This window comes from Neisseria sp. P0020.S003 (assembly GCF_051957095.1).
Lineage (GTDB): Bacteria > Pseudomonadota > Gammaproteobacteria > Burkholderiales > Neisseriaceae > Neisseria > Neisseria subflava.
The window spans coordinates 18480-43695 of record NZ_JBQCWU010000013.1 but is presented as its reverse complement, the minus strand read 5'-3'; the positions used below and the strand labels follow the sequence as shown (position 1 = coordinate 43695).

At 51.0% G+C, this 25216-nt stretch carries 25 protein-coding genes; all 25 read left to right on the top strand.

Annotated elements, in window-relative coordinates; genetic code table 11:
* The first annotated feature begins 15 nt into the window (after positions 1-15).
* The 25 genes from prfB to rseP all read left to right on the top strand — a co-directional run bounded on the left by prfB (position 16) and on the right by rseP (position 25213).
* Positions 16-1119: a peptide chain release factor 2 gene (gene prfB / locus ACTHTQ_RS08100; RefSeq protein ID WP_440363615.1), complete on the top strand. Its 1104-nt coding sequence runs from the start codon at positions 16-18 to the stop codon at positions 1117-1119.
* Positions 1120-1568: 449 nt separating this feature from the next.
* Positions 1569-3026: an oligopeptide:H+ symporter gene (locus tag ACTHTQ_RS08095; RefSeq protein WP_440363614.1), complete on the top strand. Its 1458-nt coding sequence runs from the start codon at positions 1569-1571 to the stop codon at positions 3024-3026.
* A 334-nt stretch (positions 3027-3360) separates the two neighbouring features.
* Complete coding sequence (locus tag ACTHTQ_RS08090) at positions 3361-3717, top strand: NADH-quinone oxidoreductase subunit A (RefSeq protein WP_003686600.1); 357 nt, start codon at positions 3361-3363, stop codon at positions 3715-3717.
* Positions 3708-4190 carry a NuoB/complex I 20 kDa subunit family protein gene (locus tag ACTHTQ_RS08085; RefSeq protein WP_002215610.1) on the top strand — a complete coding sequence of 161 codons (483 nt, stop codon included), beginning with the start codon at positions 3708-3710 and terminating at the stop codon, positions 4188-4190. Before ACTHTQ_RS08090 ends, ACTHTQ_RS08085 begins: the two co-directional genes overlap by 10 nt.
* Before the next feature lie 12 nt (positions 4191-4202).
* Positions 4203-4796, top strand: coding sequence for an NADH-quinone oxidoreductase subunit C (locus ACTHTQ_RS08080; protein ID WP_440363613.1), 594 nt, complete (start codon positions 4203-4205; stop codon positions 4794-4796).
* Entirely contained in the window at positions 4786-6042 is a 1257-nt protein-coding gene (gene nuoD, locus ACTHTQ_RS08075; protein ID WP_070497252.1) for an NADH dehydrogenase (quinone) subunit D, read from the top strand. Before ACTHTQ_RS08080 ends, nuoD begins: the two co-directional genes overlap by 11 nt.
* Entirely contained in the window at positions 6042-6515 is a 474-nt protein-coding gene (gene nuoE, locus ACTHTQ_RS08070; RefSeq protein WP_049332996.1) for an NADH-quinone oxidoreductase subunit NuoE, read from the top strand. Before nuoD ends, nuoE begins: the two co-directional genes overlap by 1 nt.
* 40 nt (positions 6516-6555) lie before the next feature.
* The gene (locus tag ACTHTQ_RS08065; protein ID WP_440363612.1) at positions 6556-6981 is read left to right on the top strand and encodes a hypothetical protein; all 426 of its coding nucleotides are present in this window, start codon (positions 6556-6558) and stop codon (positions 6979-6981) included.
* Between the two features lie 65 nt (positions 6982-7046).
* Positions 7047-8342: an NADH-quinone oxidoreductase subunit NuoF gene (nuoF, locus tag ACTHTQ_RS08060; protein WP_003676995.1), complete on the top strand. Its 1296-nt coding sequence runs from the start codon at positions 7047-7049 to the stop codon at positions 8340-8342.
* 58 nt (positions 8343-8400) lie between these two features.
* The gene (gene nuoG / locus ACTHTQ_RS08055) at positions 8401-10662 is read left to right on the top strand and encodes an NADH-quinone oxidoreductase subunit NuoG (RefSeq protein ID WP_440363611.1); all 2262 of its coding nucleotides are present in this window, start codon (positions 8401-8403) and stop codon (positions 10660-10662) included.
* Between the two features lie 2 nt (positions 10663-10664).
* Positions 10665-11741, top strand: coding sequence for an NADH-quinone oxidoreductase subunit NuoH (nuoH, locus tag ACTHTQ_RS08050; RefSeq protein WP_118997801.1), 1077 nt, complete (start codon positions 10665-10667; stop codon positions 11739-11741).
* Between the two features lie 75 nt (positions 11742-11816).
* Positions 11817-12212 carry a GFA family protein gene (locus ACTHTQ_RS08045; RefSeq protein WP_003686531.1) on the top strand — a complete coding sequence of 132 codons (396 nt, stop codon included), beginning with the start codon at positions 11817-11819 and terminating at the stop codon, positions 12210-12212.
* A gap of 54 nt (positions 12213-12266) precedes the next feature.
* Complete coding sequence (gene nuoI / locus ACTHTQ_RS08040; protein WP_002216341.1) at positions 12267-12746, top strand: NADH-quinone oxidoreductase subunit NuoI; 480 nt, start codon at positions 12267-12269, stop codon at positions 12744-12746.
* Between the two features lie 11 nt (positions 12747-12757).
* Entirely contained in the window at positions 12758-13429 is a 672-nt protein-coding gene (locus ACTHTQ_RS08035; RefSeq protein WP_283121430.1) for an NADH-quinone oxidoreductase subunit J, read from the top strand.
* A complete protein-coding gene (gene nuoK / locus ACTHTQ_RS08030) occupies positions 13426-13731 on the top strand; it encodes an NADH-quinone oxidoreductase subunit NuoK (protein WP_002215628.1) in 306 nt (101 codons plus the stop codon). Before ACTHTQ_RS08035 ends, nuoK begins: the two co-directional genes overlap by 4 nt.
* A gap of 2 nt (positions 13732-13733) precedes the next feature.
* Entirely contained in the window at positions 13734-15758 is a 2025-nt protein-coding gene (gene nuoL / locus ACTHTQ_RS08025; protein ID WP_440363610.1) for an NADH-quinone oxidoreductase subunit L, read from the top strand.
* 95 nt (positions 15759-15853) lie between these two features.
* On the top strand, positions 15854-17350 hold the full coding sequence (locus ACTHTQ_RS08020) for an NADH-quinone oxidoreductase subunit M (protein WP_070461043.1): 1497 nt from the start codon (positions 15854-15856) through the stop codon (positions 17348-17350).
* Positions 17351-17359: 9 nt separating this feature from the next.
* Positions 17360-18802, top strand: coding sequence for an NADH-quinone oxidoreductase subunit NuoN (gene nuoN / locus ACTHTQ_RS08015; RefSeq protein WP_440363609.1), 1443 nt, complete (start codon positions 17360-17362; stop codon positions 18800-18802).
* 220 nt (positions 18803-19022) lie between these two features.
* A complete protein-coding gene (locus ACTHTQ_RS08010) occupies positions 19023-19322 on the top strand; it encodes a DUF2818 family protein (protein ID WP_003686671.1) in 300 nt (99 codons plus the stop codon).
* Between the two features lie 175 nt (positions 19323-19497).
* Positions 19498-20055 (top strand): ribosome recycling factor, encoded by a 558-nt coding sequence (gene frr / locus ACTHTQ_RS08005; RefSeq protein WP_440363608.1) that lies wholly within the window; start codon positions 19498-19500, stop codon positions 20053-20055.
* A 57-nt stretch (positions 20056-20112) separates the two neighbouring features.
* On the top strand, positions 20113-20859 hold the full coding sequence (locus ACTHTQ_RS08000; RefSeq protein ID WP_440363607.1) for an isoprenyl transferase: 747 nt from the start codon (positions 20113-20115) through the stop codon (positions 20857-20859).
* A 5-nt stretch (positions 20860-20864) separates the two neighbouring features.
* The gene (locus tag ACTHTQ_RS07995) at positions 20865-21659 is read left to right on the top strand and encodes a phosphatidate cytidylyltransferase (protein ID WP_440363606.1); all 795 of its coding nucleotides are present in this window, start codon (positions 20865-20867) and stop codon (positions 21657-21659) included.
* A gap of 33 nt (positions 21660-21692) precedes the next feature.
* Positions 21693-22442 (top strand): SIMPL domain-containing protein, encoded by a 750-nt coding sequence (locus ACTHTQ_RS07990; protein ID WP_003747899.1) that lies wholly within the window; start codon positions 21693-21695, stop codon positions 22440-22442.
* Between the two features lie 117 nt (positions 22443-22559).
* Entirely contained in the window at positions 22560-23741 is a 1182-nt protein-coding gene (gene ispC / locus ACTHTQ_RS07985; protein ID WP_440363605.1) for a 1-deoxy-D-xylulose-5-phosphate reductoisomerase, read from the top strand.
* Between the two features lie 131 nt (positions 23742-23872).
* Positions 23873-25213, top strand: coding sequence for an RIP metalloprotease RseP (gene rseP, locus ACTHTQ_RS07980; RefSeq protein ID WP_440363604.1), 1341 nt, complete (start codon positions 23873-23875; stop codon positions 25211-25213).
* Positions 25214-25216 lie beyond the last annotated feature (3 nt).

Here is a 25216-nt window from a genome sequence, read left to right as displayed (position 1 = left end):
AAGCACACAAGAATCATGGAAGCCGAAGTAATCAACCAGCTCAACAACACCCTGAACGATTTGGAAAAGCGCAGCGAAGACATCCGCGTCTATATGGACTATCAGGGCAAGAAGGACCGATTGGAAGAAGTCATCGGCCTTTCCGAAGACCCTGAGCTGTGGAATGAACCGAAACGCGCCCAAGAAATCGGCAAAGAGCGCAAAATCCTTGAAGGCATCGTATTGACGCTCGACAACATCGCGTCGGGCATCGAAGACAACCGAATGCTGATCGAAATGACTGTCGAAGAAAACGACGAAGACGGTTTCGCCGCCGTGCAGGAAGACGTGGCGGGACTGGAAAAACAGATGGCGGATTTGGAGTTCAAACGGATGTTCAACCAGCCCGCCGACCCGAACAACTGCTTTATCGACATCACCGCAGGCGCAGGCGGTACCGAAGCCGAAGACTGGGCGGGCATGCTGTTCCGCATGTACAGCCGTTACGCCGAGCGCAAAGGCTTCAAAATCGAAATCCTTGAAGAAGACGACGGCGAAATCGCAGGCATTAACCGCGCTACCATCCGCGTTGAAGGCGAATACGCCTACGGCCTGCTGCGTACCGAAACCGGCGTTCACCGCCTGGTTCGCTATTCGCCGTTTGACTCGAACAACAAACGCCACACGTCTTTCTCATCCGTGTTCGTTTACCCCGAAATCGACGACTCCATCGAAATCGAAATCAACCCGGCCGATTTGCGTATCGACACTTACCGTGCATCCGGTGCCGGTGGTCAGCACATTAACAAAACCGACTCCGCCGTGCGTATTACCCACGAGCCGACGGGGATTGTGGTTCAATGTCAAAACGACCGTTCGCAACACGCCAACAAAGCCGCTGCGATGGAAATGTTGAAATCCAAACTGTATGAATTGGAAATGCGCAAACGCAACGAAGAGAAACAGGCGTTGGAAGAAGGTAAATCCGATGTGGGTTGGGGCAGCCAAATCCGCTCATACGTTTTGGATTCCTCACGCATCAAAGACTTGCGTACAGGCTACGAAGTCGGCAACACCAAAGCCGTATTGGACGGCGACTTGGACGGCTTCATCGAAGCCAGCCTGAAACAAGGTGTGTAAACCGTAAGAGATAAACAGGCCGTCTGAAAGATTTCAGACGGCCTGTTTGTTGTTGAATATGGCAGTAACTACACCTACTTCGATGATTTATATTTCCAGCAGGTAAAAGGTTCTATCTATTTGAATAAGCTAAAGTCCTATCAGCCTAAAAGGAATGCTGAACGTAGTAAATATATCCGTTTTCGGCCACATGAAAAATACAATATAGAAAATCTAAAAATTAATGGGTTTTTGAATATGTAGGGCATGACGGAGATGGCCGCGATATCCTTGTTATGTAGCTATTGAGTTCTTTTTAGATACGAATCTTAATCTTTCTGTAAAAATATGCTTTTTAATGTTTTGCAAATGCAAAGATTAGCGGTAATATATGGCTTCCATAAAAATGATTGGTAGGTATAACAGGCCGTCTGAAGCCTAAGTCTGTCTAATATATAGGAGAACTCATAATGTCCGGTCAAAAGCCGTCTTCTGCCGAGAAAACCTTCTTCGGCCATCCTTTGCAATTATCCACCCTATTCCATATTGAGCTGTGGGAACGTTTTTCCTTCTACGGTATGCAGGGCATCCTGTTGATTTATCTGTATTACGCCGCGAATCAAGGCGGCTTGGGTATGGATAAGGCTTTGGCCGGCGGTATCGTTGGCGCATATGGCGGCAGCGTTTACCTGTCCACTATTCTCGGCGCATGGTTGGCCGACCGCATTTGGGGCTCGGAACGTACCCTGTTTATCTCCGGTATCGTCGTGATGACCGGTCATATTTTATTGGCGATTGTGCCGGGCTTGATGGGATTGCTGTTGGGCTTGGTGTTTATCGCGCTGGGCAGCGGCGGCGTGAAATCGTCTGCCAGTTCGATGGTCGGTTCTTTGTATGAACGGGACGATCTGCGCGAATTGCGCGATGCCGGTTTCTCCATTTTCTATATTTCCATCAATATCGGTGGTTTCTTAGGCCCTTTGTTGACCGGTATTTTGCAAGACCGCATGGGTTTTCATTATGGCTTTGGCGCGGCGGCCGTCGGTATGGCATTTGGCCTGCTGTGGTATTCACGTGGCCGTAAAGACCTGCCGCATACGCCGGCTCCCAATCCGTTGCGCCCTGAAAAGGTACAGACTGCAATAGCTGTCGGCGTGTTGCTGGTTTTGGTGTTGGGCAGCGTGATTGCTTCCGGCGCGCTCAATCTTGAAAACTTTTCACGCTGGCTCTTGGGCGTGGTCATTATCACCGTTATCGCTTATTTTGCACGCCTGCTGGGCAGCAGCCAGGTTGAGGCAGCCAATAAACGTTACATCATGGCCTATATTCCGTTGTTTTTGACCATTTGTATGTTCTGGGCGGTTTGGTTTCAAGTGTACACCGTTGCAACGGTTTATTTCGACGAAACGGTCGACCGTACTTTCTTCGGCTTTACCGTGCCTGTTTCATGGAAAGACTCGATACAGGCCATGTGGGTGGTTCTCTTCTCCGGCGTGATGGCGGCGGTGTGGACGAAAATGGGCAAACGCCAACCTAAAACGCCGTTGAAGTTTGCGCTGGCCATGTTGGTAACCGGCGTCTCTTATTTGTGTTTCATTCCGTATATTTCATCCGAGACCCCGATGCCGATTATCGTGTTTATGCTGGTGTTGCTGGCGATTACGATAGGCGAGTTGATGCTGTCGCCGATTTCGCTGTCGTTTTCCACCAAAATCGCACCGAGCATGTTTAAAACACAAATGGTTGCGTTGAATTTTTTGGCATTGTCTATCGGCTTTACCTTGGGCGGAGTGTTGTTTAAAGACTACTACAATGCTCAGTCGCCATTGGATTTCTACTGGATGCTGGCCACCATCGGCGCAGTAACCTGCGGTATCCTGCTGGTACTCGCCCCGGTATTGAACCGCATGCTCAAAGGTGTCGATTGATTTTTCTATTTAAAATAATGTGATGTACACAGGCCGTCTGAAAAGAATCAGTTTTCAGACGGCCTGATGTTTTTATTGAGGTTTGGGAAAGGGCGGTTTTCCAGATTTTTGAAGTAAATCGGACAGGTGTAAAACCCGAATTAAATGATACATGATTAAAATGAAATTAAAATTGTAAAATATTAGATAAGAATAAGAATTGTTCTCATAACTTTATTGAATTTATTAGTGTTTTTTTACTGATTTGCTGATATTTACCTTTAAATGGCTTTTGAAATTCGATAAAATGGTAATCTATTTTTAAGATTTGTTTGTCAACCAGTTAGGTACGACCATGTTGGCCAGTTACTTTCCCGTCCTCGTATTCATCCTCGTCGGCCTTGCGGCCGGTGTGCTGTTTATTCTGCTCGGCACAATTTTAGGCCCGAAACGCCACTATGCCGAAAAAGACGCGGCTTACGAATGCGGTTTTGAAGCCTTTGAAAACGCAAGGATGAAGTTCGACGTGCGCTATTACCTCGTCGCCATCCTCTTCATCCTGTTTGATTTGGAGGTCGCGTTCATGTTGCCGTGGGCTGTCGTGTTCAAAGATTTGGGCGCATACGGCTTCTGGTCTATGCTGGTGTTTATCGTCGTTCTGACGGTAGGCTTTATTTACGAATGGAAAAAAGGTGCGCTGGAATGGGAATAGAAGGCGTTTTGAAAAAAGGTTTCATCACCACCAGCGCGGATACGGTGTTGAACTATATGCGTACCGGTTCATTGTGGCCGGTTACTTTCGGCTTGGCCTGCTGCGCCGTGGAAATGATGCATGCGGGTATGGCGCGTTATGACCTTGACCGTTTCGGCATCATTTTCCGTCCGTCCCCACGTCAGGCCGACCTGATGATTGTGGCGGGTACGCTCACCAATAAAATGGCGCCCGCCCTGCGCCGCGTGTACGACCAGCTCGCCGAGCCGCGTTGGGTCTTGTCTATGGGTTCGTGTGCCAACGGCGGCGGCTATTATCATTATTCTTATTCCGTTGTGCGCGGTGCCGACCGCGTCGTGCCGGTAGACGTTTATGTGCCGGGTTGTCCACCGACTGCGGAAGCCCTGATTTACGGCCTGATTCAGCTCCAACAAAAAATCAAGCGCACTTCCACCATCGCGCGTGACGAGTAAGGAGAGGACGATATGGCAAGCATTCAAAACTTATACGAGACCGTCAGCCGCGTTTTGGGCAATCAGGCAAGCAAAGTCATTTCCGCTTTGGGCGAGATTACCGTTGAGTGTCTGCCCGAACACTATGTTTCAGTGATGACCACGTTGCGCGACCATGAAGAACTGCATTTCGAGCTTTTGGTCGATTTGTGCGGCGTCGATTACAGCACTTACAAAAACGAAGCATGGCAGGGCAAACGCTTCACCGTTGTCAGTCAGCTTCTTTCCGTTAAAAACAATCAGCGCATCCGCGTGCGCGTCTGGGTTTCAGACGACGATTTCCCTGTGGTCGAATCCGTAGTTCCCGTTTATAACAGCGCGGATTGGTACGAGCGTGAAGCCTTTGATTTGTACGGCATCATGTTCAACAACCATCCCGACCTGCGCCGCATTCTGACCGATTACGGCTTCGTCGGACACCCGTTCCGCAAAGACTTCCCGATTTCCGGCTATGTGGAAATGCGTTACGACGAAGAACAAAAACGCGTGATTTACCAACCTGTTACCATCGAGCCGCGCGAAATCACGCCGCGTATCGTCCGTGAGGAGAACTACGGTGGCCAATAAATTAAGAAACTACACCATCAACTTCGGCCCGCAACACCCTGCGGCGCACGGCGTATTGCGTATGATTTTGGAGTTGGAGGGCGAAACCATCGTCCGTGCCGACCCGCATATCGGCCTCTTGCACCGAGGCACCGAAAAACTGGCGGAAACCAAAACCTACCTGCAAGCCCTGCCTTATATGGATAGGCTGGACTACGTTTCCATGATGGTCAACGAGCAGGCGTATTGTTTGGCAGTAGAAAAACTTGCCGGCATTGATGTGCCTATCCGCGCCCAATACATCCGCGTCATGTTCGCCGAAGTAACGCGCATCCTCAATCACCTGATGGGCATCGGTTCGCACGCTTTCGACATCGGCGCGATGACCGCCATTCTCTACGCCTTCCGCGATCGCGAAGAGCTGATGGACTTGTACGAAGCCGTTTCCGGCGCGCGTATGCACGCCGCCTACTTCCGTCCCGGCGGCGTTTACCGCGACCTGCCCGACTTCATGCCCAAATACGAGAGCAGCAAATTCCGCAACGCCAAAGTACTGAAGCAGCTCAACGAATCCCGCGAAGGTACCATGCTAGACTTCATCGACGCCTTCTGCGAACGCTTCCCGAAAAACATCGACACACTCGAAACCCTCCTAACCGACAACCGCATCTGGAAACAGCGTACCGTTGGTATCGGCGTCGTCTCCCCCGAACGTGCCATGCAAAAAGGCTTTACCGGCGTCATGCTGCGCGGTTCGGGCGTGGAATGGGACGTACGTAAGAAACAACCGTATGAAGTGTACGACCAAATGGATTTCGACATCCCCGTCGGTGTCAACGGCGACTGCTACGACCGCTACCTCTGCCGCATGGAAGAAATGCGCCAATCCGTACGCATCATCAAACAATGCGTTGACTGGCTGCGCGTGAATCCCGGCCCGGTCATCACCACAAACCACAAATTCGCTCCGCCCAAACGTACCGAAATGAAAACAGGTATGGAAGACCTGATTCACCATTTCAAACTCTTTACCGAGGGTATGCATGTTCCCGAGGGCGAGACCTACACCGCTGTCGAACACCCGAAAGGCGAGTTCGGCGTTTACATCATTTCAGACGGCGCAAACAAACCCTACCGCCTGAAAATCCGCGCACCCGGCTTCGCCCACCTGCAAGGCATGGACGAAATGGCAAAAGGCCACATGCTGGCCGACGTCGTTGCCATTATCGGTACGCAGGACATCGTATTCGGGGAGGTTGACCGATAATGTTATCCGCAGAATCCTTAAAACAAATTGATATTGAGTTGGCAAAATATCCTGCCGACCAACGCCGATCCGCCATTATGGGCGCATTGCGTATTGCCCAGACCGAAAAAGGCTGGCTCGCTCCTGAGACCATCGCTTTTGTCGCAGACTATATCGGTATCTCGCCTGCACAAGCCTACGAAGTCGCTACTTTCTACAATATGTACGACCTTGAGCCTGTCGGCAAATACAAACTGACCGTTTGTACCAACCTGCCCTGCGCCCTGCGCGGCGGTATGGCTACCGGCGAATACCTCAAACAAAAACTCGGTATCGGCTACGGCGAAACCACGCCTGACGGCAAATTTACCCTTGTCGAAGGTGAATGCATGGGCGCATGCGGCGACGCACCTGTCATGCTGGTCAACAACCACAGTATGTGCAGCTTTATGACTGAAGAGGCGATTGACAAGAAACTTGCCGAACTGAAATAAAAGGTCGTCTGAAACTTTTCGATAAGGAAGGCTTTAAATTATGAGAAAAGTTATTTTAGCTATTTCATTATTTGTTGCTACAACCAATTATGCGTTTGCAGATTTTACAGATAGTGAAGCCAACGAAATTATTTCTCAATTTTATAAGCAGTATGTTTTTGGTAACGAAGAATTAGGTGTCGATGCGCAACGTTTCGGGACATCTCGCTTTTTGAAAAAATTAGAACGTGCTTATAGTGCTGAATATGATTGTGAAGATGCTCTTTGTTATGGCACTTGGGAACTACGGACAGAAGCGCAAGATGGTGACGGCACGAGTATTTTATCTAATATCCAGCCTATTATTAAAAATAAAGGTTGGTACCGTGTGAGTTATCGAGACATGGGGCACAAAGGCGTTACTGATGTAAAAGTTGTAGAAAAAAATGGCATTATCAAATTGGATGATTATAAGCGTGTACGCTAAATAAATTTTCCGGTTACCTGAAAATAAAAAAGAAACCCTAAAAGTTAAGTTAGGCAAAACCAAAAATGGCTATTTACCAATCAGGCGTGATTTTTGACCAAGTGGATACCGCCAATCCCGATTGCTGGACATTGGACGAATACGTCAAACGTGGCGGCTATACCGCCCTGCGTAAAATCCTGTCCGAAAACATCTCGCAAACCGATGTGATTGACGAAGTCAAAACCTCCGGCTTGCGAGGTCGTGGTGGTGCGGGCTTCCCAACTGGTTTGAAATGGAGCTTTATGCCCCGTTCCTTCCCGGGTGAAAAATATGTGGTTTGTAACACCGACGAAGGCGAGCCGGGTACATTTAAAGACCGCGACATCATCATGTTCAATCCTCATGCCCTGATTGAAGGCATGATTATTGCCGGTTACGCGATGGGTGCGAAAGCCGGCTACAACTACATCCACGGCGAAATTTTTGAAGGCTACCAACGCTTTGAAGCCGCTTTGGAGCAAGCGCGTGCCGCAGGCTTTTTGGGTAAAAATATTTTGGGTTCGGATTTTGAATTTGAACTCTTCGCCCACCACGGCTACGGTGCATACATCTGCGGCGAAGAAACCGCATTGCTCGAATCGCTGGAAGGCAAAAAAGGCCAGCCGCGCTTTAAACCGCCATTCCCTGCTTCATTCGGCCTGTATGGCAAACCGACCACCATCAACAATACCGAAACATTCTCCTCCGTCCCCTTCATTATCCGTGACGGTGGACAGGCATTTGCCGATAAAGGTATTCCGAATGCAGGCGGTACCAAATTGTTCTGTATTTCCGGCCACGTCGAGCGTCCGGGCAACTATGAAGTGCCATTGGGTACGCCGTTTGCCGAAGTCCTGAAAATGGCGGGCGGTATGCGCGGCGGTAAAAAACTTAAAGCCGTCATTCCCGGCGGTTCGTCCGCGCCAGTTTTGCCTGCCGATATCATGATGCAGACCAATATGGACTATGACTCGATTTCCAAAGCAGGCTCGATGCTGGGTTCCGGCGCGATTATCGTCATGGACGAAGACGTGTGCATGGTGAAAGCCCTTGAGCGTCTGAGCTACTTCTACTACGACGAGTCTTGCGGCCAATGTACGCCTTGCCGAGAAGGTACGGGCTGGCTCTACCGCATCGTCCACCGCATCGTAGAAGGCAAAGGCCGCATGGAAGACTTAGATCTGCTGGATTCTATCGGTAACCAAATGGCAGGCCGCACCATCTGCGCCCTTGCTGATGCCGCCGTCTTCCCCGTCCGCAGCTTTACCAAGCATTTCCGTGATGAGTTTGTGCATTACATCGAACATGGCGGACCGATGAAACCGAATAAGTGGTGCTAAGTTTTCAGACGGCCTCTAAAAGAATTATTTATTAAATACCCGTAACTAGGAACGAACCATGTTACAAATCGAAATCGACGGCAAACAGGTATCTGTGGAGCAGGGCGCGACGGTGATTGAAGCCGCGCACAAGCTCGGTACTTATATCCCGCATTTCTGTTACCACAAAAAACTTTCCATCGCCGCCAACTGCCGTATGTGTTTGGTGGACGTGGAAAAAGCCCCCAAACCTCTGCCCGCCTGTGCCACGCCGGTTACAGACGGCATGATTGTGCGTACGCATTCGGCAAAAGCCCGAGAGGCGCAAGAAGGCGTGATGGAGTTCCTGCTCATCAACCATCCGCTTGATTGTCCGACCTGCGACCAAGGCGGCGAATGCCAGTTGCAGGATTTGGCGATGGGCTACGGCAAAACTACCAGCCGCTATACCGAAGAAAAACGTTCTGTCGTCGGCAAAGACATGGGTCCTTTGGTTTCCGCCGAGGAAATGAGCCGTTGTATCCACTGTACCCGTTGCGTTCGTTTCACTGAAGAAATCGCCGGCGTGCAAGAAATCGCCATGGCCAACCGCGGCGAACATTCCGAGATCATGCCTTTTATCGGCAAAGCAGTGGAAACCGAATTGTCAGGCAACGTCATCGATTTGTGTCCTGTCGGCGCATTGACCAGCAAACCGTTCCGCTTCAACGCGCGTACTTGGGAATTGAACCGCCGCAAATCCGTTTCCGCCCATGACGCTTTGGGCAGTAACCTGATTGTGCAAACCAAAGACCATACCGTCCGCCGCGTGCTGCCGCTGGAAAACGAAGCGATTAACGAATGCTGGCTGTCCGACCGCGACCGTTTCGCCTACGAAGGCCTGTATCACGAAAGTCGTCTGAAAAACCCAAAAATCAAACAGGGCGGCGAGTGGATGGACGTGGATTGGAAAACCGCGCTGGAATATGTCCGCAGCGCGATTGAATGCATCGCCAAAGACGGCAACCAAAACCAAGTCGGCATTTGGGCAAACCCGATGAATACGGTCGAAGAACTGTATTTGGCTAAGAAACTTGCCGACGGCTTGGGCGTTAAAAATTTCGCCACTCGCCTGCGCCAACTGGACAAACGTCTTTCAGACGACCTCAATGGTGCGCAATGGTTGGGACAAAGTATCGAATCGCTGGCAGATAACGAAGCCGTACTGGTGGTCGGTGCGAACTTGCGCAAAGAACAGCCGCTCCTGACCGCCCGCCTGCGCCGCGCCGCCAAAGACCGTATGGCCTTGAGCGTATTGGCCAGCAGTAAAGAAGAATTGTTTATGCCGCTTCTGTCTCAAGAAGCCGCACATCCCGACGAATGGGCAGGCCGTCTGAAAAACCTGTCTGCCGATGCGGAACACGCGATTACTGCGAGCCTGAAAAACGCTGAAAAAGCAGCGGTGATTTTGGGCGCGGAAGTGCAAAACCATCCTGATTACGCCGCGATTTATGCCGCCGCGCAAGAGCTGGCAGACGCGACCGGCGCAGTGCTGGGCATTTTGCCGCAAGCTGCCAACAGCGTTGGTGCGGACGTATTGGGCGTGAACTCCGGCGAGAGCGTTGCCGAAATGGCAAACGCGCCGAAACAGGCAGTCTTGCTGCTCAACGTCGAGCCTGAAATCGATACGGTTGACGGTGCAAAAGCCGTGGCCGCGTTGAAACAGGCGAAAAGTGTGATGGCGTTTACGCCGTTTGTCAGCGAAACGCTGCTGGACGTGTGCGACGTATTGTTGCCGATTGCGCCGTTTACCGAAACATCAGGCAGCTTCATCAATATGGAAGGCCGTCTGCAATCCTTCCACGGTGTCGTTCAGGGCTTCGGCGATTCGCGTCCGTTGTGGAAAGTGTTGCGCGTATTGGGCAACCTGTTTGACCTGAAAGGTTTTGAATACCACGATACCGCTGCGATTCTGAAAGATGCACTGGATGCGGAAAGCCTGCCGTCCAAACTGGACAACCGCAGCACATGGACAGGGGAGGGCGTTCAGACGGCCTCAGACCGCCTCGTCCGTGTCGGCGGCGTCGGTATTTATCACACTGATTCTATCGTGCGCCGTTCCGCACCGTTGCAAGAAACCAGCCATGCCGCCGTGCCTGCCGCGCGTGTAAATCCGAACACATTGGCACGCTTGGGCTTGCAAGACGGACAAACCGCTGTCGCCAAACAAAACGGCGCAAGCGTATCGGTTGCTGTCAAAGCCGATGCCGGTTTGCCTGAAAACGTGGTGCATCTGCCGCTGCATACCGAAAATGCCGCGCTGGGTGCGTTGATGGACACTATTGAACTGGCGGGAGCTTGATCATGCAAGAATGGTTCCAAAACCTCTTTGCCGCAACGCTCGGTCTGGGCGATTTGGGTATCACCGTAGGCTTGGTGGTATCCGTCATCGTCAAAATCGTGATTATCCTGATTCCGCTGATTCTGACCGTTGCCTATCTGACGTATTTCGAACGTAAAGTCATCGGCTTTATGCAGCTTCGTGTCGGCCCGAACGTAACCGGTCCGTGGGGCCTGATTCAGCCGTTTGCCGACGTGTTCAAACTCTTGTTTAAAGAGGTAACTCGTCCGAAGCTGTCAAACAAAGCCCTGTTCTATATCGGCCCGATTATGTCGCTCGCCCCGTCTTTTGCAGCGTGGGCAGTGATTCCGTTCAACGAAGAATGGGTGCTGACCAACATCAATATCGGCCTTTTGTACATCCTGATGATTACCTCGCTGTCGGTTTACGGCGTGATTATCGCGGGCTGGGCTTCCAACTCAAAATATTCGTTCTTGGGTGCAATGCGTGCTTCGGCGCAAAGCATTTCCTACGAGATTGCCATGAGTGCCGCGCTGGTGTGCGTCGTGATGGTATCGGGCAGCATGAACTTCTCCGACATCGTTGCCGCGCAGGCTAAAGGTATTGCCGGCGGTTCGGTATTCTCTTGGAACTGGCTGCCGCTCTTCCCCATCTTCATCGTCTATCTGATTTCCGCCGTTGCCGAAACCAACCGCGCGCCGTTTGACGTAGCAGAGGGTGAATCTGAAATCGTTGCCGGCCACCACGTTGAATACTCTGGCTTCGCATTCGCACTGTTCTTCCTCGCCGAATACATTTTCATGATTCTGATTGCCGCGCTGACATCGCTGATGTTCCTCGGCGGCTGGTTGTCTCCGTTCCCGCAAAGCTGGGGCTTGATCGGCACGCCTTCCGCATTCTGGATGTTTGTGAAAATGGCGGCGGTGCTGTACTGGTATCTGTGGATCCGTGCAACCTTCCCACGCTACCGTTACGACCAAATCATGCGTTTGGGCTGGAAAGTGCTGATTCCGATCGGCTTCGCCTACATCGTGATTTTGGGCGTGTGGATGATTTCACCGCTGAATTTGTGGAAATAGGGCAGGGAGGCCGTCTGAAAGTTTTCAGGTAGCCTATAACCCAAATTTTTAACCGTTTCAAACCGAGAGAACCTAATGAAAGCTCAATGTCTGTGTGGCGCAGTATCACTGGAAACCGCCGAAAACCGCGAACTCCACGCCTGCCATTGCGGAAAATGCCGCGTATGGGGCGGCGGCGCGTCTTTTACTTTGGCCGCCCAGTCGCCTGAAATTACAGGCAGCGAACACATTGCGCATTATCAGTCGTCCGAATGGGCGCAACGCTGTTTTTGCAAACACTGCGGCACACATCTGTTTGTGAAAGTTGGCAACGATTATTACATCAACGCCGGGCTGTTTGCCGACAACGCGGGCTTTGAAACCACTTCGCAAATCTTTATCGATTGCAAAGCTCCGTATTACGACTTGGCCAACGATACCCCGAAGCTGACCGAAGCAGAGTTTTTAGAAATGGTGGGCGCGGCAGGTTAAAAAACCGCTTTCAGACGGCCTGTAAACAGAACAATCCGAAAAGAGCATCCGAAAATGGCTAATTTAGTAAAAACCTTCCTGCTGGGCGAATTGGTGAAAGGCATGGGCGTAACGCTCAAAAACTTTTTTGCCCGCAAAGACACAATTTATTTCCCCGAAGAGAAAACGCCGCAATCCGTGCGTTTCCGCGGCCTGCACGCGCAACGTCGTTATCCGAACGGCGAAGAGCGCTGTATTGCGTGTAAATTGTGCGAGGCAGTTTGTCCGGCAATGGCGATTAACATCGAATCGGAAGAACGCGAAGACGGCACGCGCCGCACCAAGCGTTACGACATCGACCTGACCAAGTGCATCTTCTGTGGTTTCTGCGAAGAGGCCTGCCCGACCGATGCGATTGTGGAAACCCATATTTTTGAATACCACGGCGAGAAAAAAGGCGACTTGCACATGACCAAGCCGATTCTTTTGGCCATTGGCGACAAATACGAAGCCGAAATCGCCAAGCGCAAAGCCGCTGACGCGCCGTATCGTTAAGGAGCAGACGAATGACTTTTTCCGCGATTCTGTTCTATATTCTTGCCGCCATCGTTTTGTACGGTGCGGTTCGTACCGTTACCGCTAAAAACCCAGTGCATGCCGCTTTGCATTTAGTGCTGACCTTCTGCGTGAGCGCGATGATTTGGATGCTGATGCAGGCCGAATTCTTGGGCGTGACGTTGGTGGTGGTTTACGTCGGCGCCGTGATGGTGTTGTTCCTGTTCGTTGTGATGATGTTGAACATCGACATTGAGGAAATGCGCGCCGGTTTCTGGCGTCATGCGCCTGTTGCCGGTGTGGTCGGCACATTGTTGGCAGTTGCCCTGATTCTGATTCTGGTCAATCCGAAAACCAACCTGGCCGCATTTGGTCTGATGAAAGACATTCCGGCCGATTACAACAATATCCGCGATTTGGGCAGCCGTATTTATACCGACTACCTGTTGCCGTTTGAATTGGCGGCGGTATTGCTGCTGTTGGGCATGGTGGCCGCGATTGCGCTGGTTCACCGCAAAACCACCAATCCGAAACGTATGGATCCTGCCGACCAAGTTAAAGTACGCGCCGACCAAGGCCGTATGCGTCTGGTGAAAATGGAAGCGGTCAAACCGCAAGTCGAATCTGCCGAAGAAAGCGAAGTTTCAGACGGCCTCAAACCGGAAGGGGAGGGCAAAGCATGATTACCTTGACGCATTATCTGGTATTGGGTGCGCTCCTGTTCGGTATCAGCGCAATGGGTATCTTTATGAACCGTAAAAACGTGCTGGTATTGTTGATGTCTATCGAGCTGATGCTCTTGGCGGTGAACTTCAACTTTATCGCTTTCTCGCAACATTTGGGCGATACTGCCGGACAAATTTTCGTATTCTTCGTACTGACCGTTGCCGCTGCCGAATCTGCCATCGGTTTGGCGATTATGGTGCTGGTGTACCGCAACCGACAAACAATCAACGTTGCCGATTTGGATGAGTTGAAAGGGTAATCATGAACGATATGACTTTATATTTGATAATTGCCCTTGTTCCATTGGCAGGCTCGTTGATTGCGGGTTTGTTCGGCAACAAAATCGGTCGTGCCGGCGCGCATACCGTGACGATACTCGGCGTGGCGGTGTCCGCCGTGCTGTCGGCTTATGTGCTGTGGGGCTTTATTGACGGCAGCCGCGCCAAGTTTGACGAAAACGTCTATACCTGGCTGACAATGGGCGGCTTGGATTTCTCCGTCGGCTTCTTGGTTGATACGATGACGGCGATGATGATGGTCGTGGTAACGGGCGTGTCGTTGATGGTGCATATCTACACCATCGGCTATATGCACGATGAAAAAGTCGGCTACCAACGCTTCTTCAGCTATATTTCTTTGTTTACATTCAGCATGTTGATGCTGATTATGAGCAACAACTTCGTCCAGCTCTTCTTCGGTTGGGAAGCGGTGGGCTTGGTGTCGTATCTCTTGATCGGTTTCTATTTCAAACGTCCGAGCGCGATTTTCGCCAACCTGAAAGCCTTTTTGATCAACCGCGTCGGCGACTTCGGCTTTTTGCTCGGTATCGGCTTGGTGCTTGCCTATTTCGGCGGCAGCCTGCGCTATCAGGACGTATTCGCCTATCTGCCCAACGTCCAAAATGCCACTATCCAGCTCTTCCCCGGTGTGGAATGGTCGTTGATTACCGTAACCTGTTTGCTGTTGTTTGTGGGCGCGATGGGTAAATCGGCACAATTCCCGCTGCACGTCTGGCTGCCTGACTCGATGGAAGGCCCGACCCCGATTTCCGCATTGATTCACGCTGCAACAATGGTTACGGCGGGCCTGTTCATGGTGTCGCGCATGTCGCCGATTTACGAAATGAGCAGCACTGCGCTGTCGGTCATTATGGTGATCGGCGCGATTACCGCCCTGTTTATGGGCTTCTTGGGCGTGATTCAAAACGACATTAAGCGCGTGGTTGCGTATTCCACCCTGTCGCAACTGGGCTATATGACCGTGGCTCTGGGCGCGTCCGCCTATTCCGTGGCGATGTTCCACGTCATGACCCACGCCTTCTTTAAAGCCTTGCTGTTCTTGGCGGCGGGTAGCGCCATTATCGGTATGCATCACGACCAAGACATGCGCCACATGGGCAATCTGAAAAAATACATGCCGATTACTTGGCTGACCATGCTGATTGGTAACTTGTCGCTGATCGGTACGCCGTTCTTCTCCGGCTTCTACTCCAAAGATTCGATTATCGAAGCAGCGAAATACAGCACCCTGCCGGGCAGCGGCTTTGCTTATTTTGCCGTCCTTGTCAGCGTGTTTGTTACTGCGTTCTATGCGTTCCGCCAATACTTTATGGTGTTCCACGGCGAAGAAAAATGGCGCAGCCTGCCTGAGCATCATGATGATCATCATGGCGAAGAGCATCACGGCTTGGGCAAAAACGACAATCCGCACGAAAGCCCGTTGGTTGTTACCCTGCCTTTGATTCTGCTGGCCATTCCGTCCGTTATCATCGGCTACGTTGCCATTGAGCCTATGCTTTACGGCGATTTCTTTAAAGACGTAATCTTTGTCAATGCCGACGCGCATCCGACCATGCACATCATGAAGGAAGAGTTCCACGGCGCATTGGCAATGGTGTTACACAGCCTGCATTCTCCTGTACTCTACCTTGCTATTGCAGGTGTCTTGAGCGCATGGCTCCTGTACGTCAAACTGCCGCACCTGCCTGCGAAAATTGCACAGACGTTCCGTCCGGTTTACGTTTTGTTTGAAAACAAATACTACCTCGACGCCCTGTATTTCAACGTCTTCGCTAAAGGCACACGCGCATTGGGTACTTTCTTCTGGAAAGTCGGCGATACCGCCATTATCGACAACGGTATCGTCAACGGCTCTGCCAAACTGGTCGGCGCGATTGCCGCGCAAGTGCGTAAAGCCCAAACCGGCTTTATCTATACCTACGCCGCCGCTATGGTATTCGGCGTATTGGTACTGCTCGGCATGACCTTCTGGGGATTGTTCCGATAAGAATAAGGTTTCAGACGGCCTTAAACCTTCAGGCCGTCTGAAACGAAGAAATATCCACATAAACACATTTTTATTTTAACCACAGGTTAACCACTATGTTTTCCAACTACCTACTCAGCTTGGCAATATGGATACCCATCGCCGCAGGTGTGCTGGTTTTGGCGACCGGTAAAGACAGCCGTGCGCCGCTGGCGCGTGTGCTTGCCTTCATGGGTGCACTTGCCGGTTTCTTGGTAACGCTGCCCCTGTTTACCGGTTTCGACCGTTTGAGCGGCGGCTATCAGTTTACCGAGTTCCACGAGTGGATTCCGCTTCTGAAAATCAACTACGCATTGGGCGTGGACGGTATTTCAGTGCTCTTTATCATCTTGAATGCGTTTATTACACTGTTGGTGGTATTGGCCGGTTGGGAAGTCATTCAGAAACGTCCGGCGCAGTATATGGCGGCATTCCTGATGATGTCGGGTTTGATTAATGGTGCGTTTGCCGCGCAGGATGCGATTCTGTTTTATGTGTTCTTCGAGGGTATGCTGATTCCGCTGTACCTGATTATCGGTGTATGGGGCGGCCCGCGCCGCGTTTATGCGTCGGTCAAGCTGTTCCTCTATACGCTGATGGGTTCGCTCTTGATGCTGGTTGCCATGGTTTACCTGTACTATCAAACAGGCAGCTTCTCTATTGTCGATTTCCAAAACATCAAACAGATTCCATTGGGCGTACAACAGCTTTTGTTTGTGGCGTTCTTCCTGTCATTTGCCGTAAAAGTGCCGATGTTCCCCGTGCACACTTGGTTGCCGGATGCCCACGTTGAAGCGCCGACCGGCGGTTCGATGGTGTTGGCGGCGATTACGCTGAAACTGGGTGCGTATGGTTTCTTGCGCTTTATCCTGCCGATTATGCCGGATGCGGCACGCTATTTTGCCCCTGTAATCATTGTATTGAGCCTGATTGCCGTGATTTATATCGGTATGGTGGCTTTGGTGCAAACCGATATGAAAAAACTGGTGGCGTACTCTTCCATCAGCCATATGGGTTTTGTCACTTTGGGCATGTTCCTGTTTGTGAACGGCCAACTGAATGACTGGGCATTGAAAGGCGCAATCATTCAAATGATTTCCCACGGTTTTGTGTCTGCCGCAATGTTTATGTGTATCGGCGTGATGTACGACCGCCTGCATACCCGCAATATTGCCGATTATGGCGGCGTGGTCAATGTGATGCCTAAGTTTGCGGCGTTTATGATGTTGTTCGGTATGGCCAATGCCGGTCTGCCTGCGACTTCAGGCTTCGTGGGCGAGTTTATGGTGATTATGGGCGCGGTTAAAGTGAATTTCTGGGTAGGCGCTTTGGCTGCCATGACCCTGATTTACGGTGCGTCTTATACCCTGTGGATGTACAAACGCGTTATTTTTGGTGCGATCCACAATCCGCACGTTGCCGAAATGAAAGACATCAATTGCCGAGAATTTGCGATTTTGGCGATTTTGGCGGTTGCCGTTTTGGGTATGGGTCTGTATCCGCAAGCGTTTATCGAAGTGGTCCATCAAGCGGCAAACGATTTGATTGCCCATGTGGCACAAAGCAAGATTTGAGGTGTGTAAATGAACTGGTCTGATTTGAATTTAATGCCCGCCATGCCCGAAATCGTGCTGCTTGCGCTATTGGGTGTCGTATTGCTGGCAGACTTGTGGATTTGCGATAAAAACCGCTATCTGACCCATCTGATGAGTTTGGGAACGGTCATTGTCGTGGCCATTACCCAATTGGCGGTATGGGAGCAGGGCAGCGTTGATGCCTTTCACGGTATGTATATTGCAGACGGCATGTCCCGTTTGGCAAAACTGGTGCTGTATGCACTGACGTTTGGTCTGTTTATTTACAGTAAACCGTACAACCAAGACCGCCAAATCTTTAAAGGCGAGTTTTACACCCTGTCATTGTTTGCCCTGTTGGGTATGAGCGTCATGGTCAGCTCTGCACATTTCTTGACTGCGTATATCGGTTTGGAATTGTTGTCTTTATCGCTGTATGCCATGATTGCCCTACGCCGCGATTCCGGTCGTTCTGCCGAAGCTGCGCTGAAATACTTCGTATTGGGTGCATTGGCTTCCGGCCTGCTGCTCTATGGTATTTCCATGGTTTACGGCGCCACTGGTTCCCTTGATTTTGCTTCCGTCTTGGCTTCTGCTTTTAATGAACAGGCCAATGAGTGGTTGTTGAAATTGGGTATGGTGTTTATTGTGGTCGCCATTGCATTTAAATTGGGTGCGGTTCCATTCCATATGTGGGTGCCCGATGTGTACGATGGCGCGCCGACCTCTGTTACCGCCTTTGTGGGTACGGCTCCGAAAATCGCCGCCGTTGTCTTTGCGTTCCGTATCCTTGTTACCGGTATGGGTACCATACATTCAGACTGGGCGCCGATGTTGGCTATTCTTGCCGTTGCATCTTTGGTGGTCGGTAACCTTGCCGCCATCATGCAAACCAATATCAAACGTATGCTTGCCTATTCCACCGTATCGCACATGGGCTTTATCCTGTTGGCGTTTATGGCAGGCGCGGTCGGCTTTACCGCTGGTTTGTATTACGCCATTACCTATGCTGTGATGGCGGCAGTCAGCTTCGGTGTTTTGATGGTATTGTCCACCAAAGACATTGAGTGTGAAAACATTAAAGACCTCGCGGGTCTTAACCAACGCCATGCATGGTTTGCCTTCCTGATGTTGCTGTCCATGTTCTCCATGGCAGGTATTCCGCCGCTGATGGGCTTCTATGCCAAGTTCGGCGTGATTATGGCGCTCTTGAAACAAGGCTATGTCTGGTTGTCAGTGTTTGCCGTTATCATGTCCCTGATTGGCGCGTTCTACTACCTGCGTGTGATCAAAGTCATCTACTTCGATGCACCTGACCATGACCAGCCGGTCGGCAGCAACTATGCCGCCAAATTTGTCCTGACGGTCAATGCCTTCCTGCTGCTCCTCTGGGGTATCATGCCGCAAACCGTTATCGACTGGTGTGCCAAAGCATTGGAAAATACCTTGTAAGCTTCAAACAAAACCAACGGCGGCTGTTCCAAAGTCGCCGTTTTTGTTAGGATTCGCATTCGGATGAAATATCCCCAAAGTTCAGACGGCCTCAAGCCTTTGAACAATCATCAAGCGGGCATCATCAAGATATTGAATATTCTACGGATAATGATAGGCAAGAATGCCCATTTAACATGTTAAAATCACACACAGGCCGTCTGAAAACAGAAAGACCACCATGACTGCATCCATGTACATTCTTTTGCTGTTGGCACTTATCTTTGCCAACGCACCATTTATTACCACCAAATTCTTCGGCATCATCGCCCTTAAACGCAAACATATCGGCCATCACTTGATCGAATTGCTGGCAGGCTTCCTTCTTACCGCGATCCTCGCCTATATCCTCGAATCACGTGCCGGAGCCGTACATGCCCAAGATTGGGAGTTTTACGCGACCGTTGTCTGCCTCTACCTGATTTTTGCTTTCCCATGCTTTGTATGGCGTTACTTTTGGAATGAGCGGAATAGAGAGTAGGATTTGAATAAGGAAAAGGCCGTCTGAAAGATTTTCAGACGGCCTTTATTTTGTTTGATGTTAAATATCGGTTAGAAAACAAGGCTGTTGGGGCGTAAAGCCTTGTCGTGGGGGCGGTTTAACGGTACTATTCTCGGTTAATCCTGTTTTATTCCTATGAAATTGAAAGTATAAGATGATTAATGATATTCAAAAGACAGCTGAAGGCAAAATGCAGCGTTCTCTGGAAGTATTGAAAGCCAATTTGGCTAAAGTGCGTACCGGCCGTGCGCATACCGGCCTGCTCGACCAAGTGGAAGTGGAATACTGGGGCAGCATGGTGCCTGTGAGCCAAGTGGCGAACGTGACGCTTTTGGATGCGCGTACGATTGGTGTGAAACCGTTCGAGAGCAATATGGCTGCAAAAGTTGAGAAAGCGATCCGTGATTCCAACTTGGGCCTGAACCCTGCTTCTGTCGGCGATTTGATCCGTGTCCCTATGCCTATGCTGACTGAAGAACGCCGTAAAGATTTGATCAAAGTGGTACGCGGTGAGGCGGAAGAGGGTCGTGTGTCTATCCGCAATGTGCGCCGTGATGCAAACGACCACATCAAAAAATTGTTGAAAGACAAAGAGATTTCTGAAGATGAAGCCCGCCGTGGCGAGGAAGCGGTTCAGAAGTTGACCGACAAATATATTGCTGAGGCAGACAAGCTCTTGGCTGCCAAAGAAGAAGATTTGATGGCGATTTAATCCTGTGTGTAAACCGTTCAGACGGCCTTTGGACGGTTTGCTCCCTGAAAGGCAGACATGAAAAGCAGTACGCAGACGATTTTGGAACACTCTGCCATCCCCCGACATATTGCTGTGATTATGGACGGCAACGGACGTTGGGCAAAGAAGCGTTTTCTTCCCCGTGTGATGGGGCATAAGCGCGGCTTGGATGCGCTGGAGAGCATGGTGAAGCATTGTGCTGAACTGGGTGTGCGGTATTTGACCGTGTTTGCTTTTTCGACTGAAAACTGGCGACGCCCCGAGGAAGAGGTTTCTTTTCTGATGGGGCTGTTTTTGCAGGCTTTGCAAAAGCAGGTGCGCCGTTTGCACGATAACAATATGCGCTTGAGGGTCATTGGCAGCCGTGAGCGGTTTAATGCTGAAATCCTGAAGGGGATTGAGGAGGCAGAGGCGTTGACGGCAAACAATACCGGTTTGACTTTGAGTATTGCCGCCGATTATGGCGGCCGCTGGGATATTTTGCAGGCGGTAAATCAGTTGATTGCCGAGGGTGTAACTGAGATTACGGAAGAGGCGTTGTCGCGCTATTTGATGTTGGGCGATGCACCCGAGCCGGATTTGTTTATCCGAACCGGCGGCGAGACGCGCATCAGTAATTTCCTGCTGTGGCAGATGGCGTATGCGGAATTGTATTTTACGGATACGCTGTGGCCTGATTTTAATGAGAAATCGCTAAACGAGGCGATTGCTTCGTTCCAAAAACGGGAACGCCGCTTCGGGCGGACTTCCGAACAGCTGCCGGTTGAGCAGCAACGGGGTTGAGAACTATGTTGAAACAACGGATTTTGACGGCGCTGTGGCTTTTGCCGCTGATGCTGGGTATGCTGTTTTATGCGCCTATGTGGCTGTGGGCGGCGTTTTGCGGCCTGATTGCCATGTTGACTTTGTGGGAATATGCCCGCATGAGCGGCTTGGACAAGCTGAAAATCAATCATTATTTGGCTTCAACGCTGGTGTTCGGCGTGATTGCTTATGCCGGCGGTTGGCAGTTGCCTGATTTGGTTTGGTATGTCGTATTGGCGTTTTGGCTGATTGTCATGCCTTGGTGGCTGAAAGCGAAATGGAAGTTAAACGGCGGCTGGCAGGCTTACACGGTTGGTTGGTTGTTGGTGATGCCGTTTTGGTTCGCACTGGTTTACCTGCGCCCTCAGCCTGAAGACGCGTTGTCTTTATTGGCGATTATGGGTTTGGTGTGGGTGGCCGATATTGGCGCGTATTTCTGCGGCAAATCGTTTGGCAAGCGCAAAATTGCGCCGACCATCAGCCCGGGTAAAAGCTGGGAAGGTGCGATCGGTGGCGCATTGTGCGTTGCCGTGTACATGACCATCGTATGGAAAGCCGGTTGGCTGGCTTTTGAAGCTGGCTGGTTAAAAACTATTTTTATCGGCTTGATTTTGACCGTTGTCAGCGTGTTCGGCGATTTGCTGGAAAGCTGGCTCAAACGTGCGGCCGGTATCAAAGACAGCAGCAATCTGCTGCCGGGACACGGCGGTGTGTTCGACCGTGTGGACAGCCTGATTGCCGTTATCAGCATTTATGCCGCCTTTGTATATTTGTTTTGAACCGCCTGTCTCACATGGTTGAGGGAGCTGATTATGTCCGAACAAAAACAGATTTCATCTTTATCGATCTTGGGCGTATTGTTGGCACTGGGATTGATGGCTGCGGCGTTTATTTTGGGCGTGCAGTTTAAGAATCTGCGCCAACCCGGGACAATCACCGTAAAAGGTTTGGCGGAGAAAAACTTCCAATCCGACAGCGCAACGTGGAATACGGGTGTAAATGCGCACGGCGAGAGCTATCAGGAAGTTTTGGATTTGCTGACGGCAAGACGCAAGAAGCTGTCTAAGTTTTTGGGTGAGCAAGGCTTTACGGCGGCTGAAATGAAAGTGGGCCTGCCCGAAGTGTCGCGCGTTTTCAATGAAACCCGCGATGAACTGGGTAATGTAACCCGCACGCCCAACGGCTACGATGGCGACCTCAATATTGTGGTCAACACCAAAAAACTGGACAAAATCCAAGCAGCACAGCGCGCCATTTTGAACTTCCGTGCGCAAAACGAATTTATCCGCTTCGACAATCCGCAATATTTGCTGGGCAATTTGGAAACCATCAAACGCGATTTGATCACGCAGGCGACTGAGGATGCGCAGAAACGCGCGGCCGAATTTGCCAAAACCGGCGGCGGCAAAGTGGGCGCCATGCGTTCTGCTTCGCAAGGTTCGTTCAATATCTATGCCGACACCGGTAGCAGCGAGGACGACGAGTACGGCGGCTCTTACGATAAAAGTACCGTCGGCAAACAAGTCCGACTGGTTGTTACCATCGAATACGGCATTGAGTAATTCTTTCAGACGGCCTTTTCAGCTGGGAGGCAAAAGGCCGTCTGAAAATTGGAAACGGCAAAGAAATCTATTTCAAATACACTAAATACCGTTTGCACAGCACATAAAGAACACACCATGACACAACAAGTTCTGACCATATTAGGCAGTACCGGCAGCATAGGCGAAAGTACCTTAGACGTTGTCTCCCGCCATCCCGAAAAATTCCGCGTGTTCGCGCTGGCAGGGCATAGGCAGGTGGACAAGCTGGCGGCGCAATGCAAACAGTTCCGCCCAGAATATGCCGTTGTCGGCGATGCCGGTCATGCGGCCGAGCTGGAAAAGAAACTCAAACAAGAAGGCGTCAGTACGCAGGTTTTATATGGTTCTCAAGCCCTGATTGATGTGGCTTCGGCCGAGAAAGTCAGCGGCGTGATGTGTGCCATTGTCGGTGCGGCCGGCTTGCCGTCGGCTTTGGCTGCCGCTCAAAAAGGCAAAACCATTTATCTGGCCAACAAAGAAACGCTGGTGGTTTCAGGCGCATTGTTTATGGAAACCGCCCGTCAAAACGGCGCCACCGTCTTGCCGATTGACAGCGAACACAACGCCATCTTCCAAGTATTGCCAAGGGATTACACAGGCCGTCTGAATGAGCACGGTATCAATTCGATTATCCTGACCGCATCGGGCGGCCCCTTCCTTAACACCGATTTAAGTACATTTGACAGCATTACGCCCGAGCAGGCGGTCAAGCATCCGAATTGGAGCATGGGGCGCAAAATTTCCGTTGATTCCGCGTCAATGATGAATAAGGGTTTGGAATTGATTGAGGCGCATTGGCTGTTTAACTGTCCGCCGGAAAAGCTGGAAGTCGTCATCCATCCGCAATCCGTGATTCACAGCATGGTGCGTTATCGCGATGGTTCGGTATTGGCGCAGTTGGGTAATCCCGATATGCGTACGCCGATTGCTTATTGCTTGGGCCTGCCCGAACGTATCGATTCCGGCGTGGGCGAACTGGATTTCGGCGCGTTGTCCGCATTGACCTTCCAAAAACCTGACTTTGACCGTTTCCCATGTCTGAAACTTGCCTATCAGGCCATGAATGCAGGCGGTTCTGCGCCTTGCGTGTTGAACGCTGCCAACGAAGTTGCCGTGGCCGCTTTTTTAGATAAACGCATCAAGTTTACCGATATTGCCAAAGTCGTTGCCTACTGCCTTGCACAAGATTTTTCAGACGGCCATCATGATATCGAAAGCCTGTTGGCGCAAGACGTGCAAACACGCAGACAGGCAGAAGCCTTTATCGGCAAACAATAAAGCTTCAATGACAGGCCGTCTGAAACGTCAACCGCTTGGCATTTAGGCAGACAAAATGGAACAACTGCCTTTATAATCGGTTTTCAGACGGCCTTATCCGTTGATCATCACATTCCATTCAGGGGATTTTTTTGCAAACCTTTTTAGCCTTTATCGTCGCCATTCTGATTTTGGTCAGCCTGCATGAGTTCGGACACTATATTGTTGCCCGCTGGTGCGGCGTTAAAGTCGTGCGCTTTTCCGTCGGCTTCGGTAAGCCCTTTTTCACCCGAAAACGCGGTGATACCGAGTGGTGTCTTGCCCCGATTCCGCTGGGCGGTTACGTTAAAATGGTCGATACGCGCGAAGGCGAGGTGGCGGAAGCAGATTTGCCGTACGCCTTTGACAAGCAGCATCCGGCCAAGCGCATCGCCATTGTCGCCGCCGGTCCTTTGACCAATTTGATTTTGGCCGTTTTGCTTTACGGTTTGAGCTTTTCCTTCGGCGTGACCGAGTTGCGCCCTTATGTCGGCATGGTCGAGCCTGCCAGTATTGCCGCCAACGCAGGTTTTCAGGCAGGCGATAAAATTGTATCGGTCAACGGAATTACCGTTAAAGACTGGAGCGATGCGCAAACCGAGATGGTATTGAACCTTGAAGCCGGCCCTGTAAAAGTCGCTGTTCAGACGGCCTCAAATACCCAAGCCATCCGCATAATTGATGCCGCCGGTACGCCTGAAGCAGGTAAAGTTGCGAAAAGCCAAGGCAACATCGGCCTTTTGCCTTTTAGAATTACTAACCGCATCGGCAAAGTCTTGGCCAATAGTCCGGCCGAAAAAGCAGGTTTGAAGGAAAACGACAAACTGCTGACCGCCGATGGGAAGCCCATCGAAAGCTGGCAGGCATGGACGGAACTCTTCCGCGCCAGCCCCGGCAAACGAATCGAACTGACTTACGAGCGCGACGGTAAAATACTGGCGACCGCTATCCGTCCGGACAGCGTCGAGCAGTCGGCAGGCGTGCTGGTGGGTAGAGCAGGGCTTGCCGCCCAGGCGGATAAAGAGTGGGATAAAACCATCCGCTACCGCTATACGCCTTCCGTTGCCCAAGCCTTTGAATTGGGTTGGAACAAAACCGTCAACTATTCGTGGACGACCCTCAAATTTTTCGGAAAACTGGTTACAGGCAATGCCTCTTTGAACCATATTTCCGGCCCCTTGACCATTGCCGATGTCGCCGGACAATCCGCTAAACTCGGATTGCAGAGCTACCTCGAATTTCTGGCCTTGGTCAGCATCAGCTTAGGCGTGTTGAACCTTTTGCCCGTGCCCGTTTTAGACGGCGGACATTTGGTTTTCTACACCGCCGAATGGATACGCGGAAAGCCTTTGAGCGAGCGCATACAGGCAGTCGGCCTGCGCTTCGGACTGGCAGCCATGCTTTTGATGATGGCTGTGGCTTTCTTTAATGACATCAACCGTTTGTTTGGATAATTT

Coding starts and splice junctions, on each gene's coding strand:
- prfB (WP_440363615.1), top strand. CDS start 16: ATGGAAGCCGAAGTAATCAACCAGCTCAACAACACCCTGAACGATTTG.
- ACTHTQ_RS08095 (WP_440363614.1), top strand. CDS start 1,569: ATGTCCGGTCAAAAGCCGTCTTCTGCCGAGAAAACCTTCTTCGGCCAT.
- ACTHTQ_RS08090 (WP_003686600.1), top strand. CDS start 3,361: ATGTTGGCCAGTTACTTTCCCGTCCTCGTATTCATCCTCGTCGGCCTT.
- ACTHTQ_RS08085 (WP_002215610.1), top strand. CDS start 3,708: ATGGGAATAGAAGGCGTTTTGAAAAAAGGTTTCATCACCACCAGCGCG.
- ACTHTQ_RS08080 (WP_440363613.1), top strand. CDS start 4,203: ATGGCAAGCATTCAAAACTTATACGAGACCGTCAGCCGCGTTTTGGGC.
- nuoE (WP_049332996.1), top strand. CDS start 6,042: ATGTTATCCGCAGAATCCTTAAAACAAATTGATATTGAGTTGGCAAAA.
- ACTHTQ_RS08065 (WP_440363612.1), top strand. CDS start 6,556: ATGAGAAAAGTTATTTTAGCTATTTCATTATTTGTTGCTACAACCAAT.
- nuoF (WP_003676995.1), top strand. CDS start 7,047: ATGGCTATTTACCAATCAGGCGTGATTTTTGACCAAGTGGATACCGCC.
- nuoG (WP_440363611.1), top strand. CDS start 8,401: ATGTTACAAATCGAAATCGACGGCAAACAGGTATCTGTGGAGCAGGGC.
- nuoH (WP_118997801.1), top strand. CDS start 10,665: ATGCAAGAATGGTTCCAAAACCTCTTTGCCGCAACGCTCGGTCTGGGC.
- ACTHTQ_RS08045 (WP_003686531.1), top strand. CDS start 11,817: ATGAAAGCTCAATGTCTGTGTGGCGCAGTATCACTGGAAACCGCCGAA.
- nuoI (WP_002216341.1), top strand. CDS start 12,267: ATGGCTAATTTAGTAAAAACCTTCCTGCTGGGCGAATTGGTGAAAGGC.
- ACTHTQ_RS08035 (WP_283121430.1), top strand. CDS start 12,758: ATGACTTTTTCCGCGATTCTGTTCTATATTCTTGCCGCCATCGTTTTG.
- nuoK (WP_002215628.1), top strand. CDS start 13,426: ATGATTACCTTGACGCATTATCTGGTATTGGGTGCGCTCCTGTTCGGT.
- nuoL (WP_440363610.1), top strand. CDS start 13,734: ATGAACGATATGACTTTATATTTGATAATTGCCCTTGTTCCATTGGCA.
- ACTHTQ_RS08020 (WP_070461043.1), top strand. CDS start 15,854: ATGTTTTCCAACTACCTACTCAGCTTGGCAATATGGATACCCATCGCC.
- nuoN (WP_440363609.1), top strand. CDS start 17,360: ATGAACTGGTCTGATTTGAATTTAATGCCCGCCATGCCCGAAATCGTG.
- ACTHTQ_RS08010 (WP_003686671.1), top strand. CDS start 19,023: ATGACTGCATCCATGTACATTCTTTTGCTGTTGGCACTTATCTTTGCC.
- frr (WP_440363608.1), top strand. CDS start 19,498: ATGATTAATGATATTCAAAAGACAGCTGAAGGCAAAATGCAGCGTTCT.
- ACTHTQ_RS08000 (WP_440363607.1), top strand. CDS start 20,113: ATGAAAAGCAGTACGCAGACGATTTTGGAACACTCTGCCATCCCCCGA.
- ACTHTQ_RS07995 (WP_440363606.1), top strand. CDS start 20,865: ATGTTGAAACAACGGATTTTGACGGCGCTGTGGCTTTTGCCGCTGATG.
- ACTHTQ_RS07990 (WP_003747899.1), top strand. CDS start 21,693: ATGTCCGAACAAAAACAGATTTCATCTTTATCGATCTTGGGCGTATTG.
- ispC (WP_440363605.1), top strand. CDS start 22,560: ATGACACAACAAGTTCTGACCATATTAGGCAGTACCGGCAGCATAGGC.